We start from the raw sequence: 17,324 nt of genomic DNA on the forward strand, positions 1-17,324 counted from the left end.
ATCTACCATCTACCATTAGCTGTTGCTACTTTATATAAGCGGGCTATTAGCATTAAGCTGATTGAGTTTTAGCCCTTGCTTGTAATCATTTATTGGGCTTTTTGCACTGAGCAAGGAAAAGTTTATATTGAACTTTCTCGCTATTACCTTTGCCTTACTGAGATAAGGTTGGCTATTAATATCGACCTTAGCTTCATTTTGGCTAATGTAGCCAGGATAAATTTTCTCCTGCAGTTGATTTTTTGTGCAGAACTGTCATATGTTTATTTTGAACAGCTAATTGTTTAGTGATTATAGCCGATCAAAATGAAGCTATATATTGGGGTGGTGAGTAAAAAAAACACTCAAAAAGGCTAAAGTCAGCCTCATGACCACAACTTGAATAGACGAAAATGTAGCCAAAATATGACTTGGCTGGCTGAGCATTACTTTTATTACCCCTAAATTATATTAGTAGAAAATGACTTAAAATGAGACGATTTATAGTGAATGAAATCCTTGTGGAAATATAATGGTTTTCTTTGCAGTAAAGCTAACTTTTAACTATATATTCAGCATAAAGAGTATCTTATAAAAAAATAAAATAGCTAACGTGCTGTGGTAAAATTAAATTTAAAGACTTTGGAGGGCAAATGTAAATAGTTTTTAATATCAATTTAGCACTATTTATATGCAAATAATTAGAATATAAATTCATATTAGAGTTGACTCAGAGCCATTTTACATATAATTTTCCCGGCCGCTTTAAATAATGATTTTCATTAATGACATATCGTCTCATAAAGACTCAGTAGAAGTTTTGCGATAGATGTTCAAGAAATTCAAAGTAATATTCTGAAGGACCAGTAGCGCACACTTTGAGCATTAAAAATAGATGACTTAATTAGCAAAGATAATTTCGCTAATAGCAATCGCTTGATGAAATAGGAATGAGCAATGAATGATATGAGTAAAAAACCCCAAGGCCTTTATCGTGCCGAGTTTGAACATGACAGTTGTGGCATTGGCTTTGTTGCCAACCTAAAGGGTAAAAAATCTCACGATATTATTGACAATGCACTCACTATGTTGAGCTGCATGGAACATCGTGGTGGTACAGGTTTTGACGTGAAAAGCGGTGACGGTGCCGGTATTCTTATTCAAATACCTCATGATTTTTTAAGCGCAGAAGTTGCAAGCTTAGGTTTTACCTTACCCGATGCTGGAGATTACGGCGTCGGCATGATTTTCTTTCCGCGCTCAAAAGCGCAAAGTGACGCGTGTAAAAGCATATTAAACCAAAATATTACTGACTTGGGCTTAACCTTGATAGGTTATCGTGATGTCCCAGGTGACAACTCTATGTTAGGCGCTGCGGCACTTGACAGCGAGCCGAACATAGAACAAGTGTTTATTGCCAAGCCAGAAAAACTAACAGCACAAGAATTTGAGCGTAAGTTGTTTGTTTTGCGCAAATACACCTCACATAAAATTAATGCCACTATTGCCGAAGAACGTGACGAGTTTTATGTTACGTCAATGTCGTCAACTAAAATTGTCTATAAAGGCCAGTTTACCACGCAGCAAGTTCGCCAATATTATCTTGATCTGCAAGACGAGCGAACTATCTCTGGTATGGCGATGTTCCACTCACGTTTCTCAACCAACACTTTTCCTGCTTGGCGTCGTGCGCAACCGTTTCGTTATATCGCCCATAATGGTGAAATTAATACCGTACGCGGTAACATTAACTGGATGAATGCCCGTGAAGCATTGTTTAGTTCAGTTAATTTTAGCCCTGCTGAATTGAAAATGTTAACGCCGATTTGTAATAACGATAACTCTGACTCTGCCAATCTTGATATGGCCATTGAGTTATTGGTGCTAAGTGGACGTTCGCTAGCGCAAGTCATGATGATGATGGTGCCAGAAGCATGGCAAACTCAAACAGATATGGATGCGACCAAACGCGCATTTTATGAGTATTATGCTTGTATTATGGAGCCGTGGGATGGCCCAGCGTCGTTATCGTTTACCGATGGCAATGTTATTGGCGCCACGCTAGATCGTAACGGTTTACGTCCTTCGCGTTACTTGTTAACTGACGATGGCACTTTAATTATGGGTTCTGAAACCGGTACCTTGTGTGTTGATCAATCCACCGTGGTTGAAAAAGGTCGTTTGCAACCGGGTAAAATATTCATTGCTGACTTAAAGCAAGGTCGCATCATCAGTGATGACGAAGTAAAGCAAGAAGTCAGCTCAGCACAGCCTTATGGTCAGTGGATAGCAGAAAATAAAATTGAGTTAGATCAATTGCCGGTATCAGCGGCTTCTATTGCCCAGCCGCCATTAGCAGAATTGCGTAAAATCCAAAAAGCCTTTGGTTATACCAGTGAAGATCTTAATTTAATACTGGCCGGCATGGTGGGTACGTCGAAAGAGCCATTAGGCGCGATGGGCACAGATACGCCATTAGCCGTACTGTCACATCGTCCACAGCAATTATCACATTATTTTAAGCAGTTGTTTGCTCAGGTGACTAACCCACCTATAGATCCGATTCGTGAAGAGTTAGTGATGTCATTGCGTGGTTATATCGGTAAGTCACTTAACTTACTAGAAGAAACCGCCGCGCATTGTCATAAAGTTGAAATTGAGCAACCGGTACTGACCAACGAGCAATTACGAAAGTTACAGCATATTGATAATGATCATCTGCAATCAAAAACTATTAGTATTACTTTTAAAGCGAGTGGTAAAGCTGGCGCACTTAAAAAGGCACTGGATCGGATTTGTTTATACGCCAAAAATGCGGTTGAAGACGGCTATGCCATCTTAATATTAAGTGACCGTGAAGTTGACAGTGATCATGTCGCTATTCCATCGGTATTAGCAACCGCGGCTGTGCATCATTATTTAATTCGTGAAGATTTACGCTCTTACGCTGACATTATTCTTGAATCTGCTGATATTCGCGAGACGCACCATTTTGCCACTGTTATTGGTTATGGCGCCGCAGCGGTAAACCCCTATTTAGCACTAGAAAGTATGTATGGTTTACGTGATGAAGGCGTACTTGATAGTCAATTATCAAATGCGCAAATCACCGACAAATATACTAAAGCCGTTGGTAGTGGTTTATTGAAAACCTTCTCTAAGATGGGTATTTCAACATTACAGTCGTATTTAGGCGCGCAAGTTTTTGAAGCCTTGGGTATTAACGCTGAAGTTGTTGATAAGTATTTTACGGGTACTGTCAGTCGAATCGAAGGCTTAAGCCTAGATCAAATTGCTCAAGAAGCGCTATTACGCCATCGTGAAGGTTTCCCTGAAGCGAGTCGTATTGCCATTGAAAACTTATTGCCAACCGGTGGTGAATACTCGTGGCGTCATGATGGCGAACGTCATCTATTTAGCCCAACGGTTATTCGTTTACTGCAGCATTCAACCGCCAGTAACGATACTAATCAATTTAAGCAATACACCAAAACAGTTGATGATCAGAGTAAAGAAGCTTTTACCTTACGTGGTTTACTTGAATTTAGTAGTGATCGCGCTTCAATTCCATTAAGTGAAGTTGAACCGATTGGCAACATTTTCAAACGTTTTGCCTCTGGCGCTATGTCATTTGGTTCAATCTCGTGGGAAGCACACACCACATTAGCCATTGCGATGAACCGTATTGGTGGTAAGAGCAACAGCGGTGAAGGTGGTGAAGACCCCATTCGTTTTACGCCGTTAGAAAATGGCGACTCGATGAATTCGCGCATCAAGCAAGTTGCTTCGGGTCGTTTTGGCGTGACCAGTCATTATTTGGCTAACGCTGACGAGTTACAAATTAAAATGGCGCAGGGCGCTAAACCGGGTGAGGGTGGTCAGTTACCTGGTGATAAAGTTGATGCTTGGATTGGTAAAACACGTGGTTCAACACCCGGTGTTGGCTTGATTTCACCGCCACCACATCACGATATTTATTCTATTGAAGATTTATCGCAGCTTATATTCGATCTTAAAAATGCTAACCGCGATGCCCGTGTTAACGTTAAATTAGTCTCTGAAGCCGGTGTGGGTACGGTCGCATCAGGTGTGGCCAAAGCTTATGCTGATGTGGTACTGATTGCCGGTCACGATGGCGGCACCGGTGCTTCACCATTGAGTTCAATTAAACATACCGGTTTGCCGTGGGAACTTGGTTTGGCTGAAACCCATCAAACCTTGGTACGTAATAAACTGCGTAGCCGAATTACCGTACAAACAGATGGTCAACTTAAAACACCGCGCGATTTAGCGATTGCAACCTTGCTTGGTGCAGAAGAGTACGGCATGGCAACTACTGCGTTAGTGGTTGAAGGTTGTATCATGATGCGCAAGTGTCATTTAAATACTTGTCCTGTTGGCGTAGCAACACAAGATCCAGGCTTGCGAGAGCGCTTTACCGGTCGTGCTGACATTTTAGTGAATTTCTTTACCATGATGGCGGAAGGCTTACGTGAAATCATGGCTGAGTTAGGTTTTAGAAGTATTGAGGAAATGGTTGGTCAGACTCAGTGTCTTAAGCAACTTGAAAACGTTGACCATTGGAAATACAAAGGTGTTGATTTAACGCCGTTATTGCACAAAGTAGAGTGCGATAAGAACGAAACACTTTATCAATCAATTAATCAGAAACATCTGATTGACGATATTATTGATCGCAAGATGATAAAAGATGCGCAAGCCGCGCTTGATTCATCGCAAAGCGTTTCTCTTGAATATGATGTTATCAATACCGATAGAACGATTGGCGCGATGATTTCTAATGAAATCTCTAAAAAATATCATGCTGAAGGTTTACCAGAAAACACCATTAAGGTGAAGTTCAACGGTTCAGCGGGTCAAAGTTTTGGTTGTTTCTCAGCTAAAGGCCTGCATTTTGAACTGGAAGGCGATGCCAATGATTACTTTGGTAAAGGTCTGTCGGGTGCAAACCTGGTGGTATACCCAAGCAAACAAGCCAAATTTTTAGCCAGTGAAAACATCCTAATTGGTAACGTTGCCTTCTTTGGTGCAACCTCAGGTACTGCTTTTATACGTGGTATTGCGGGCGAACGTTTCTGTGTGCGTAACTCAGGCGCTACCGCGGTTGTTGAAGGTGTTGGTGATCACGGTTGTGAATACATGACGGGCGGTAAAGCCGTCATCCTAGGCACAACGGGTCGTAACTTTGCCGCGGGTATGTCGGGCGGTATCGCTTATGTACTTGATAAGAACAATGACTTTGCCCCTAAATGCAACATGGAAATGGTGGCATTAGAAACGGTTGATACCGAGGCTGAAAGTCTCGAATTAAAAGCCTTAATTACTCAGCATTTTGACGCTACTGGCTCAGATGTTGCCAGTGACTTATTGAGCGATTGGAACAACAACGTTAAGCGTTTCGTGAAAGTTATGCCAGTTGATTACAAGCGTATGCAAGGCTACATGAATGACGTACGTGAAAGCGGTAAGTTCGAGTCAGAATATGACGTAGCCGTTCAAGCATTCGATATCCATTTAAACAACATAGCTAGCGCAAAAGCTTAAGCTGCCAAGGAGAATATATTATGGGAAATCCAACAGGATTTATCAACGTAGGTCGTGCCTTGCCAACTGAACGCGATCCAAGCGAGCGTTTAATTGATTGGCTTGAAGTCTATGAAGAAATACCACTGGCTGATGTTGAGCAGCAAGCTTCTCGTTGTATGGATTGTGGTGTGCCATTTTGTCAGTCAGCGAAATCAGAGTTTGCTCCGGTAGTGGCCGGCTGTCCGGTAAACAACATTATTCCTGAATGGAATGACTTAATTTACCGAGGACGTTGGAAAGACGCCATCGATTTATTGCATAAAACCAATAACTTCCCTGAGTTTACTGGCCGAGTATGTCCTGCACCTTGTGAGGGTGCTTGTGTACTGGGTATCAATGCTGACCCAGTAGCCATTAAGCTGCATGAAAAAGAAATTATTGATCATGCCTTTAAAGAAGGTTGGGTCGTTGCCCAGCCGCCATCAGCGCGTACTGGTAAAAATGTCGCTGTTATTGGCTCAGGCCCTGCTGGGCTTGCTGCTGCGGCGCAGCTCAATAAAGCGGGTCATATGGTTACTGTCTATGAGCGCGCTGATCGTATTGGTGGTTTGCTGATGTACGGCATCCCCAATATGAAGTTGCAAAAAGAACTCGTGCAACGTCGTGTTGATATTTTAGCTGAAGAAGGCATAGTGTTTGTCACTAATACCGAAGTGGGTACAGACATTAGTGCAGAACAACTTGAAAGCGATTTTGACTCTGTTGTGCTATGTGTTGGTGCAACTGTACCGCGTGATTTACCGGTTGAAGGTCGTGAACTTAAGGGTGTTCATTTTGCCATGGACTTCTTGAAAGCTAATACTAAAAGTTTACTCGACAGCGAACATAAAGATGGCCAGTACATTAATGCTCAAGGCAAAAATGTGGTGGTTATTGGTGGTGGTGATACAGGTACTGATTGTATTGGCACCTCATTACGTCATCAATGCCAAAACGCTATTCAACTAGAAATTATGCCATGTCCTCCAGGGCAACGTAGTGCAGAAAATCCTTGGCCAGAATGGCCAAAACGTTTGTTGGTTGATTATGGTCAAAAAGAAGCGATTGCCGTTCAAGGTCAAGACCCTCGTCAATATTTAGTGATGACTAAAAAAATTGAAAGTGACGACCAAGGTCATGTTAAAGCGGTTCATACGGTTCATATCACTTGGCAGCGCAATGACAAAGGCCAAATGTTTCCACAAGAAGTGGCGGGCAGTGAAAAAGTTATTCCAGCTGACATCGTACTCATCGCCATGGGCTTCATGGGCCCTGAAGGTGGCTTAATTGAGCAGTTCGGCCTTGAGCAAGACAATCGCTCTAACATAGCGGCAGAATACGATAAATTTGCTACTAGCAAGCCAGGCGTGTTTGCTGCCGGTGATGGTCGCCGTGGTCAAAGTTTAATTGTTTGGGCTATTGATGAAGGTCGTCGTTGCGCTCGTGAAGTAGACACTTACTTAATGGGCAGTAGCTACTTACCTTAAGGTAACACTGACAAACGCTTTGAGGGTAAAGCGATTAATGATTAAAAAAGTCCTAGCGTTTTTATAACGCTAGGACTTTTTTATGTGCAGGAGCGGCGCATAACAGGATGTAGGGTATAGCGAGCATAGGCAAAGCTACTTAACAATCTTATAAATACTCCACCATCACACCAATAAAGACAATTAAACCGACATAATGATTATTTAAAAAGGCTTGAAAGCAACGGTCGCGGTCACGGCCAGCAATTAAAATTTGTTGATAGCAGAAAAAGCCTGCAGAAATCACTAACGACAACTGAAAAGGCCAACCAAAGGCTAAAATATCACCAACGGTAAATAATAAGCCTAAGGTCATTAATTGTAAAAATAAGATAATACGTTTATCACGTTCAGCAAAGACGATCGCTGTCGATTTTACGCCAATTCTTAAATCATCATCACGATCGACCATGGCGTACATAGTGTCGTATGCGGTAGTCCATAAAACGTTGGCGGTAAATAAAAGCCAAGCGGTAACCGGTATTTGACCTTGCTCTTGGGCAAAAGCCATAATTATGCCCCAACTAAAGGCTGCGCCTAACACTAGTTGTGGAAAATGAGTTATACGTTTCATAAACGGATAACTGGCCGCTAATATAACCGCTACAACAGAGAGCATAATGGTGTAGTTACTTAAAGTTAATACCAAGGCAAAAGCCAGTAGAATGAAGGTGGCAAACAACTGTAAGGCTTCATTACTCGACAAAGCGCCAGTGACTAACGGCCGATTTTGCGTACGTTTAACGGCACCATCAATTTTTTGGTCGGCATAATCATTAATAATACAACCAGCGCTGCGCATAAAAAAAACACCTAGGCTAAACACTACTAGCATATGCAATGACGGCCAACCATCAGAAGCAATCCATAAGGCCCAGTAAGTTGGCCAAAGCAACAAGTAAGTGCCAATGGGCTTATCTATACGGGTAATTTGTGTGATAGCACTTAGTTTTTTCTTCAAGTTACTCAAAGCAATACTCTTTTATTTTTGATAGGCAATGGCATTAGGTAAAAATATTTCTGCCACCATTAAGGGTTTATCATCAAGTACAAAAACTGAACGACGGCCCCAAAGGGTTTGTGGCGTGTTTTTTAAGGCTAAATAATTGGCAAGATTAGCGACACTAGAGTCTTGGTCAAACACCGCCACTTGAATTTTTTTGCGCCGTAAATCGGGATGGTTAAATAATACCTGCCCTAAAGACTGCGTACCCAAATGCGCTAATTCTTGTTGAGCACCAGTTAAAGAGCTTAAAGGCAATAAACTTCGGGCGAATACTTGGGGAATATCGTCACAATACAATAATACTTCGCGAACCAGCACCTGCTCGCCCGCGGTAATATCATCATTGGCTTCAACCGCATCACAGGCTTGTATGCATTGGCCTAACACTTCGACACGAAATGGTTGACCATGGCATTTTAGTCGTGCGGTTAATGAACTAGGATCGAGTAACCAATCGCGTAAGCTAATGGGCAGGGTAAAGTTTTCTGGTGGCTGCCAGTTTGCGACCATTTGCACAGGAAATAATGAATGCTCTGTTGTCATACTTGAAAACTATTTAACGAAAAACGACGTATGATAGCGTTTAGCATGACAAAAATATAGTGTACTCCCCGTATTGCATAACGCTTACTTACCATACTGACTTACGCCCGTAGATATTAGCGACTTTAGGCCAGTACTATTAATTAGGTATTAATTAGGTATCAGTTTGATATCAGTCAGATAAGCGTCAGATCAAAAAATCGCTAAATAACTCAACGCATGATCAAAATTCAGGTTATCATTTAGTCGCAATCAACCTATTTACTGTTTGCTATAAATAGTTAATTTATTAATCAATTTGAGTTTTAGTGTATGAAAATATCCATTTTTTTAATCTTAGTACTGCTCAGTTCGTCTTTTGCCAAAGCTACTGACTATGCTTACTTTGGCTTCGAACCTTCGATAGTGACTAATTACGTGGCCGTTAAGAAAAAAATGGGCTATGTTCGCCTAACGGTAGAGTTGATGATTGAAGACTCGGTAAATTATACGATTGTTGAGCATCATGCACCCTTGCTACGTGATGCCATTATTAATATTCTTGGTCAACAACCCGAGTCAAAAATAAAATCAATCAATGGTCGCCATGAAATACAGCGTTTGTGTGAAGAGAAAGTTAAACAATTATTAGCAGAAGAAACAGGTAAGCCATTAATTAAAAAATTGTTATTCACTCAATGGTTAGATAACTAAAGGCTACTCAATCAACTAGCCATCATGAATGCTCAGAGTGTCTGATGAAAACACATGCACAGCTATTTCACTCACTGTGTGAGCTATGGCTTAAAATAAGTGACAACTTCGATATTTATTTAATCATTACTCACACGAGTGATTAAATAAATACCTACCTTTCGCGATGTCCCTACATATAAAGCCAATCAACTAATGAATGCAGCAGGTATTACTCATATCAGCTAGTGTGTTTTTTATCTTGTAAAACGTGAATATAAGCCAGTAGACAACCACTGAGCAAACCTAATAAATGTGCGGTGTTCGCGACATTAATCGGCATTAAGCTGGTATAACCTAATAATAACCAAAACAGCATAAAGCCAATAATGGCTTTAGGCAGTGATAGCCCTTTTTCTGGCTGCAACCAACCCAGCCACCATACATAGCCAACCAATGCATATACTACGCCCGATAAACCACCAAAGTTAGGTCCATCAACAAAAAATTGCCCAACATTAGACACCAGTGCAGAAATAATCAGTAACTTGACTAAGCTAGCTTTTCCCATCACTTGTTCAACCGAACCACCCAATTGCCACCACCACATAGTATTAAAAATAAGATGTAACCATGAGAAGTGAAAGAAAGCGGGCCCAATTAACCGATGAGGTGCTTGTAATACCGCATCAAAGCTTAGTTGTGGGTAGAATTGTAAATAATGAAATATTGTATTGCCCCAGCCAAAATTACTGGCAAGAAAAACCAACCAACATAAGATGAAAACCACTGAGGTTACCATACCAGCATGAGCAAAAAACTGAGTTTTAAAACTGCTCAATAAAGCTGGAGAACTTGAGTTAACCTCTGTCACATGACTATTTTGCCAAGCGGCTTGCTGATATTTAGCTTGGTAAGGCTCAGCGATAAATTGCTCAAACTCTTGTTGAGCAAAATCATATTTATCAGCTTGGCAATAGATAACAAAACCTGCCTCTTCATTTTGCACCTGCGCCTGAACATCAACTGTGTTCAGGTAGTTGCAAAACAGTAAGGCAATATTGTGTTGGGTGACTTTTACCAGGGGCCTTAGCGCTTGTGGCAACATTAGCGAGCAACAGCATCCGGATGTTGCAACTGCCAATCAGTAAAACCGCCATCCAAAGAATAAACCTCGGTAAAGTCTTGGCTGATCAGAAACTGCGCCGCTTGTTGACTTGAAATACCGTGATAACAACACACCACTACAGGGGCGTCAAAATCAGCAGTACGCAAAAATTCAGCTAAACTGTCATTACTTAAATGTATCGCGTTAGGGATATGGCCCGATTGAAACGAAGCTGGATCACGAATATCCACCACCACATGTGTATCACTTGCTAACGTTTGATGCAGTTCACTGATTTGCATATGTTTAAAAACTTCTTCGCTACTTGCCATTATTTTTCCCAGTTTAAAATTACTTTTCCTGATTGCCCTGAACGCATGATATCAAAACCTTGCTGAAAATCATCAATATTAAAGTGATGAGTGATCATTGGTGATAAATCTAGGCCTGATTGAATTAAAGTGGCCATTTTATACCAAGTTTCAAACATCTCACGACCATAAATGCCTTTGATGGTTAAGCCTTTAAAAATAACCTGACTCCAGTCAATTGCCATATCCTGTCCAGGAATACCTAACATAGCAATTTTACCACCATTATTCATGTTGTCTAACATATCGATGAACGCCATCGGTACCCCTGACATTTCCATACCCACATCAAAGCCTTCAGTCATACCTAAATCGTTCATCACATCAGTCAGTTTTTCTTTAGTGACATTAACCGCACGAGAAGCACCCATTTTACGCGCTAAGTCTAAACGGTATTCATTAACGTCTGTGATCACTACATGACGCGCACCAACATGCTTTGCCACCGCTGCTGCCATAATACCAATAGGGCCAGCACCGGTGATTAACACATCTTCGCCCACTAAATCAAACGACAGTGCGGTATGAACCGCATTACCAAAGGGGTCAAAAATAGCCGCTAAGTCATCTGAAATTTCATCAGGTAATTTAAAGGCGTTAAAGGCGGGCAGTACTAAATATTCGGCAAAAGAACCTGAACGATTTACGCCAACACCAACCGTATTGCGACATAAGTGTGTGCGACCTGCGCGGCAGTTGCGACAATGCCCACAAGTGATATGGCCTTCACCAGAAACGCGGTCACCTACGGCAAAACCACGTACTTCTTGACCCATGCCAACCACTTCACCGGCATATTCGTGGCCAACAACCATAGGGACAGGAATAGTTTTTTGTGCCCATTCATCCCAGTTATAAATATGAATGTCGGTACCGCAAATAGCGGTTTTTTTAATTTTGATCAGCAGATCGTTATGACCCACTTCCGGTATAGGTGAGTCTGTCATCCAAATACCAGGTTCAGACTTTAATTTCGCTAATGACTTCATGTTTAACCCTCAATCACTTTCATTTCTTTACCAATGCGCACAAAGGCTTCAATGGCTTTATCTAATTCAGCTCTGGTATGAGCAGCAGAAATTTGTGTACGAATACGCGCTTGGCCTTTAGGGACGACAGGAAAAGAGAAGCCAATAACATAAATGCCTTCAGCTAATAATCGATCAGCCATAGCGCTAGCTACTTTGGCATCACCTAGCATAACCGGAATAATAGCGTGATCAGCACCGGCACAGGTAAAACCGGCGGCTTCCATTTGGCTTCTAAAGTAGGCAGCGTTGTCTTTTAATGTTTTGCGTAATTCGCCACCTTCGGCTAATAAATCAATGACAGTAATTGAGGCATTAACAATCGCAGGGGCTAATGAGTTAGAAAATAAGTAGGGGCGTGAACGTTGACGTAACCATTCAACCACTTCTTTTTTCGCCGCAGTGTAGCCACCTGATGCGCCACCCATGGCTTTACCTAAAGTACCGGTAATAATATCAACACGACCCATAACATCGCAGTATTCATGGCTGCCACGGCCTTGTTCACCAACAAAACCTACTGCATGTGAGTCATCAACCATGACCATGGCGTTGTATTTGTCAGCTAAATCACAAACCGCTTTAAGATTGGCAATAACGCCGTCCATCGAAAATACCCCGTCGGTAGCAATTAACTTAAAACGGGCGCCGGCGGCATCAGCCTCAATTAAACGCGCTTCAAGTTCAGCGACGTCATTATTGGCATAACGAAAGCGTTTTGCTTTACATAAACGTACACCGTCAATGATCGAGGCATGGTTAAGTGAATCACTAATAATAGCGTCTTCAGGCCCTAACAAGGTTTCAAACAAACCGGCGTTAGCGTCAAAACATGAAGAATACAAAATAGTATCTTCCATACCTAAAAAGGTACTTAATTTTTGCTCTAAGGTTTTATGAATGTCTTGTGTGCCACAAATAAAACGCACTGAAGCCATACCAAAACCGTGCTCATCTAAACCTTGTTTAGCGGCGGCAATTAATGCGGGATGATTTGCTAAGCCTAAATAGTTGTTAGCACAAAAATTCACGACAGCTTCGCCGGTGTTAACCGCCATTTGTGGTTGTTGCGCCGTCGTTATTACTCGTTCAGCTTTATATAAACCGTCTTCTTTTACTTGGTTTATTTGCGCGGTTAAATGGGCATAAAAATTATGGGTGCTAGCAGAATCGGTCACATTAATTCCTTAAAAAATAAAAGTCTTTCAATGGTGGTATTATCCGCCCTGACCATGACATAAAAAAGTGACAATACTTAATAATTTGCCTTTTTTTATAGTCAAATTGACATATAACTATGTCAAAGTGTAATATTATGGCTGTTTTCTTGCTTTCTGCCATTTTAGGAATGCCCATTGTTAACTGAAAAAGATGAAGAATTACTGTCAATATTACGGCTCAATGCTCGGGCCAGTGTGTCTGACATAGCCAGAGCAACCGGTGTTTCAAGAACGGCGATACAAAACCGACTGAATAAGCTTGAAAATAATCATGTTATTGAAGCCTATAGTGTCGTTTTAGGCCGTGAATATACCAGCCAATTAATTACTTCTAATGTGTCATTAAAAGTAAACCCCAATTTGCGAAAAACTATCTGCTTAGCCTTGCGAAAAGTTCACCAAATCAGTCATATATACTCCATTAGTGGTGAATACGATTTATTAGTGTCAATACAAGCGAGTACCTTAGAGAAGCTAAATGAAGTACTCAACATGGTTTGTTCACTTGAAGGCGTAGCCAGAACTAATTCATCCATTATTCTTGATACTATTTTTAAACGTTAATATCTGCTTATACACGAGATTAATATCAGCCCATACCCGAGATTAAAGTGAAAGTTCAGCAGTCGCTAGGTATACTGTGCAACATTGATTTTCAGATTTTTGAGCTAGTTAAGTGCGTTTTACTCTCGCTTTAGTTTTATACCGATTATTATTTCTTATCTTAACACCGCTACTTTTGCTGGTATTATTGTTGCGCTCGCTAAGTCATCAAGCTTATCGACAACGCTTACCTGAACGTTTGGGTATGCTGGCAAAAAAATTTCAGCCCAACGGCATTATTGTTCATGCTGCCAGTGTGGGTGAGGTTATCGCCTTACAACCTTTTATCTCCCAACTGCTGAGCAACTACCCTCAAGTGCCCATCACAGTCACTACTTTTACCCCCACAGGCTCAGCACAAGTGCAAAAATTATTTGCTGATAAAGTGCAACATTGTTATTTGCCGCTAGACAATATTTTTTCTACCGCTTTATTTTTAAAACGCTTAAAGCCCAAAGCGATGATTTTTATGGAAACTGAATTATGGCCAAATTTAATCACTCAGTGCGCAAATCATGATATCAAACTGATGTTAGTCAACGGCCGATTATCCGACAAATCCATGCGCAGCTATAAAAAAATTGCTTGGTTGATCACCCCAACTATTCGCTGTTTTGACAAAATATTAACTCAAAGCCAAGTCAACCAAGATAACTATTTGGCGATGGGGGCAAACAGGGCAAGGTGCGCGTTATCAGGTAACTTAAAATTTGATATCTCGTTAAATCATGATGTAGCGACCAAACAACAAGCGTTAAGCACCTTATTGGTAGACCCGCGTAAAATTTGGTTAATAGCCAGCACACATCCCGGTGACGAAATACTGGTATTAAAGGCCTTTGAGCAAGTAAAGCAGCAAGACAGTAACGCCTTACTGATTATTGTGCCACGACACCCTGAGCGCTTTGAACAAGTCGTTAAACTCGCAGCAGACGCTGGTAATCAAGTGCTCAGACGCAGCGAAAAACAGCCGGTAACACTCAATACTAATGTGTGGGTTATTGATACCTTAGGTGAACTACTCGCCGCATGCGCACTAGCTAACGTAGTGACCATGGGGGGCAGCTTTAGTGATATAGGCGGTCATAACCCATTAGAGCCGGCATTATTTCAAAAGCCAGTCATTGTTGGCCCAAATATGAGTAACTTTAAAGAGATTTTAGCGCAACTGATTTCAGCACAAGGCATAGTGCAACTTAATGAAAACAAAGCTATGGCGCAAGCGTTAGCGCAAGAAGTCATACGCTTGCTGGTTGACGAAACTAGCGCACAAACACTGGGCCGAAATAGCTATAAAGTCGTGCAGGCAAATCAAGGCGCAACGGCGCAGTCTTTAAGTGCACTGCAAACCTTACTAACATCATAAATGCTTGGGTCAATCTTAGTCTTAACTTCAGTAGCTTCAGCGTTAAGGCTAAGAGCGTGGCTTAATATAAAGCCTAACCCCTAAAACAGTGAGCGAAATCAACAAGAGTAGGCCGAATATACCTAACACTTGATTTATGCCTTTGAACGGTGTCCATTGCAAATAATGTACTTGGTACAGTAAGTTAATTAATTCGGTGTCTTGCCCCGTTTGGTTTAATTTCAGGGTCTGCCAATCAAGCGTTACCTTCACGCCTGTGCTGGTTTGTGCCGATAAACCATCAACACGTACAATGTCGCCATAGCGCGCCTTATTGTCGCTAAAGGCATCATTTAACAGGGCTTTAAATTGTAAGTTTGTTGGCGCTGGTTTATCGAGTAGTGATACTGGGTCCAAATGCTCAACTTTATGGCTAGATTTCACCAACAGATGAGCCCCTAAAATAGTGTTAACTAACCTCACTTCCTGCCAGTTTTTCTTTGGAGTAACGCTCAACACTTCACTCAAAGGGTGACGTTTTACTGATAATTGTTCATAAGCCCCCTGATAGCCGGGTTTAATGAAAAATACTAATCCGGTTAGTGTCCAACCCAACATAGGTAATACTAAAGTCAGGCCAATGATCTTGTGTAGCTTTCTACTTTTCATCTCTATATTCTTGTTTTTATTGGTGCTTGGTTATTAGTTTTTGGTTATTAGTTTTTGGTTATTAGTTATAGGTTTAGCAGGGTGACTAACAGGCTAGCCGGACTGATTAATCATTATGCTTTAGTCCGCGCTTGTGCTACTTCCTGTAATAACACAGGTATTGAAAAATCTGCTTGTTTATCTAAAGCTAACGGAATTAACCACTGTAAATTTGGAATAATATTGCTTGGCAATTCAGTGAGTTTAATAATATGTACGGGCTCTTGCTCAATGGTTTTAGCACTAAAAGCCAGATCAGAATGTGCAAAATAAACATCGACATCATAGCAATGGGGCCGGTATATTTTTGCATAACAGGTCCAATCGGCTTTGTGGGTTGTAACGCCAGTTTCCTCAATAAATTCTCTGACCATGGCATCAACTGATAACTCATTAGCTTCAATTTTCCCGCCAACACCATTAAATAAACCACACTGCCATGGCGGATTTTTTTTCTGGATTAACACCAGATGACTCGCGTCTTGAGAGAACAAAAAGCCGGTAACATATTTTTTCATAGCTAGACCTAAATGCTGGCTTAGAGCAACTCTGGATAGTTATCATGCATAAGGCGATCAATGGTTTTCTTTACTTGAGTAATGCTGATTTGCATCATTAAATCTTTACCTTTAGCACGGGTACCCCAAGGTATTTCTTCAACGCTTTGTTTATATTGTAACTTTATTGCTGCAGCATAAGCACTGACAACATACTGTGGATATAAGTAAGGACCTGTGCGTTTGGGATTACTGTGAGCATATAAACCTACCACCGGTGTTTCAACCGTCACCGCCATATGAGCTGGGCCAGTATCGGGTGCCACCACAAGGTGAGCAATTTTTAATACCGCTAACAACTGTTTTAGGCTAGTTTGACCGACCAAATTCTGTATTTCATTTTCACCCTGGCTAAAGTTACTGCGACTAATGATTGCCTCGGCCAGTAACTTCTCCATTGTGGTTGGGCCGCCACATATCACCACTTTAAAACCACAAAGGCTTAAGTGCTCGGCTATTTGCGAGTAGCCTTCAGTATGCCAATTACGTTCGGCTTTACTGGCGGCAGGGCAAATCACGGCAATGGGTTTGCCGGCAGTATTCGCGGCACTGAGCTTTTCACTGGCCCATAACTGAATGTCATCTGTTAACGGCATTTGCCATAAGGGGGCAGTAACTTCCAAACCTAGGGCTTTGGCAAAGCCCATAAAACCGTCTAGCACATGAGGCTGATTTTGCGGCGCTATTTTTTTATTGGTGAATAGCCATTGACCTTCTTTTGCGCGTTGGCGATCAAAGCCAATTTTAACCTTGGCTGAAATACATAGGCTGGCAATACTAGCGCGCAGTGCTACTTGCATATGCAACAAAACATCAAATTTATGGCCTTTAAGGGTTTGCCTTAAGTCGCGATAGCCTTTTAGGCCGGCACGTTTATCAAAAATAACAAACTCAACGCCAACCATATCCTGTAATAAGCTCGCTTCAATTTTGCCTATGACCCAAGTGATTTGGGTTTCTGGCCATTGTCGCTGAATATTTTGTACCATAGCCACCGCATGACATACGTCACCAATGGCAGATAATCGCAATAAACATAAATTTTTCGGAGCAGATAATTGACCCAGCATAA

Annotated in this window: 14 protein-coding genes; 5 read left to right on the forward strand and 9 right to left on the reverse strand. The window is 41.5% G+C overall.

Annotated features, from left to right (window positions below; genetic code table 11):
• The first annotated feature begins 936 nt into the window (after positions 1 to 936).
• Positions 937 to 5,544, forward strand: a complete 4,608-nt coding sequence (gltB, locus tag H4J59_RS18760) for a glutamate synthase large subunit (protein WP_182241496.1) — start codon at positions 937 to 939, stop codon at positions 5,542 to 5,544.
• 20 nt (positions 5,545 to 5,564) lie between these two features.
• Positions 5,565 to 7,052: a glutamate synthase subunit beta gene (locus H4J59_RS18765; RefSeq protein WP_182241497.1), complete on the forward strand. Its 1,488-nt coding sequence runs from the start codon at positions 5,565 to 5,567 to the stop codon at positions 7,050 to 7,052.
• Positions 7,053 to 7,200: 148 nt separating this feature from the next.
• Here H4J59_RS18765 and ubiA read toward each other — a convergent pair whose 3' ends face one another.
• Positions 7,201 to 8,061 (reverse strand): 4-hydroxybenzoate octaprenyltransferase, encoded by an 861-nt coding sequence (ubiA, locus tag H4J59_RS18770; protein WP_220469888.1) that lies wholly within the window; start codon positions 8,059 to 8,061, stop codon positions 7,201 to 7,203.
• A 12-nt stretch (positions 8,062 to 8,073) separates the two neighbouring features.
• The gene (locus H4J59_RS18775; RefSeq protein ID WP_182241498.1) at positions 8,074 to 8,640 is read right to left on the reverse strand and encodes a chorismate lyase; all 567 of its coding nucleotides are present in this window, start codon (positions 8,638 to 8,640) and stop codon (positions 8,074 to 8,076) included.
• 312 nt (positions 8,641 to 8,952) lie between these two features.
• On the opposite strand from H4J59_RS18775, the gene H4J59_RS18780 reads away from it, so the two are divergent.
• Positions 8,953 to 9,333: a flagellar basal body-associated protein FliL gene (locus H4J59_RS18780; RefSeq protein WP_182241499.1), complete on the forward strand. Its 381-nt coding sequence runs from the start codon at positions 8,953 to 8,955 to the stop codon at positions 9,331 to 9,333.
• Positions 9,334 to 9,553: 220 nt separating this feature from the next.
• On the opposite strand, the gene glpG is transcribed toward H4J59_RS18780, so the two are convergent.
• From glpG to H4J59_RS18800, 4 genes are read right to left on the reverse strand one after another with little or no spacing between them, the layout of a single operon-like run.
• A complete protein-coding gene (glpG, locus tag H4J59_RS18785; RefSeq protein ID WP_259369600.1) occupies positions 9,554 to 10,456 on the reverse strand; it encodes a rhomboid family intramembrane serine protease GlpG in 903 nt (300 codons plus the stop codon).
• Positions 10,420 to 10,752, reverse strand: coding sequence for a thiosulfate sulfurtransferase GlpE (glpE, locus tag H4J59_RS18790; RefSeq protein WP_182197347.1), 333 nt, complete (start codon positions 10,750 to 10,752; stop codon positions 10,420 to 10,422). Before glpE ends, glpG begins: the two co-directional genes overlap by 37 nt.
• Positions 10,752 to 11,780: an L-threonine 3-dehydrogenase gene (tdh, locus tag H4J59_RS18795; RefSeq protein ID WP_182241500.1), complete on the reverse strand. Its 1,029-nt coding sequence runs from the start codon at positions 11,778 to 11,780 to the stop codon at positions 10,752 to 10,754. Before tdh ends, glpE begins: the two co-directional genes overlap by 1 nt.
• A 2-nt stretch (positions 11,781 to 11,782) precedes the next feature.
• On the reverse strand, positions 11,783 to 12,997 hold the full coding sequence (locus H4J59_RS18800) for a glycine C-acetyltransferase (protein WP_182241501.1): 1,215 nt from the start codon (positions 12,995 to 12,997) through the stop codon (positions 11,783 to 11,785).
• A gap of 177 nt (positions 12,998 to 13,174) precedes the next feature.
• On the opposite strand from H4J59_RS18800, the gene H4J59_RS18805 reads away from it, so the two are divergent.
• Positions 13,175 to 13,603, forward strand: a complete 429-nt coding sequence (locus H4J59_RS18805; protein ID WP_182135777.1) for an Lrp/AsnC family transcriptional regulator — start codon at positions 13,175 to 13,177, stop codon at positions 13,601 to 13,603.
• Between the two features lie 112 nt (positions 13,604 to 13,715).
• On the forward strand, positions 13,716 to 15,008 hold the full coding sequence (waaA, locus tag H4J59_RS18810) for a lipid IV(A) 3-deoxy-D-manno-octulosonic acid transferase (RefSeq protein WP_182241502.1): 1,293 nt from the start codon (positions 13,716 to 13,718) through the stop codon (positions 15,006 to 15,008).
• Between the two features lie 48 nt (positions 15,009 to 15,056).
• On the opposite strand, the gene H4J59_RS18815 is transcribed toward waaA, so the two are convergent.
• From H4J59_RS18815 to H4J59_RS18825, 3 genes are all read right to left on the reverse strand, one after another.
• Positions 15,057 to 15,662, reverse strand: a complete 606-nt coding sequence (locus H4J59_RS18815) for a PepSY domain-containing protein (RefSeq protein ID WP_310733224.1) — start codon at positions 15,660 to 15,662, stop codon at positions 15,057 to 15,059.
• A 107-nt stretch (positions 15,663 to 15,769) separates the two neighbouring features.
• A complete protein-coding gene (locus H4J59_RS18820; RefSeq protein WP_182184335.1) occupies positions 15,770 to 16,213 on the reverse strand; it encodes an NUDIX domain-containing protein in 444 nt (147 codons plus the stop codon).
• 20 nt (positions 16,214 to 16,233) lie between these two features.
• Complete coding sequence (locus tag H4J59_RS18825) at positions 16,234 to 17,322, reverse strand: glycosyltransferase family 9 protein (RefSeq protein WP_182241504.1); 1,089 nt, start codon at positions 17,320 to 17,322, stop codon at positions 16,234 to 16,236.
• Between the last annotated feature and the right edge of the window lie 2 nt (positions 17,323 to 17,324).

It is taken from the genome of Colwellia sp. MB02u-10, assembly GCF_014077185.1.
Classification (GTDB): domain Bacteria; phylum Pseudomonadota; class Gammaproteobacteria; order Enterobacterales; family Alteromonadaceae; genus Cognaticolwellia.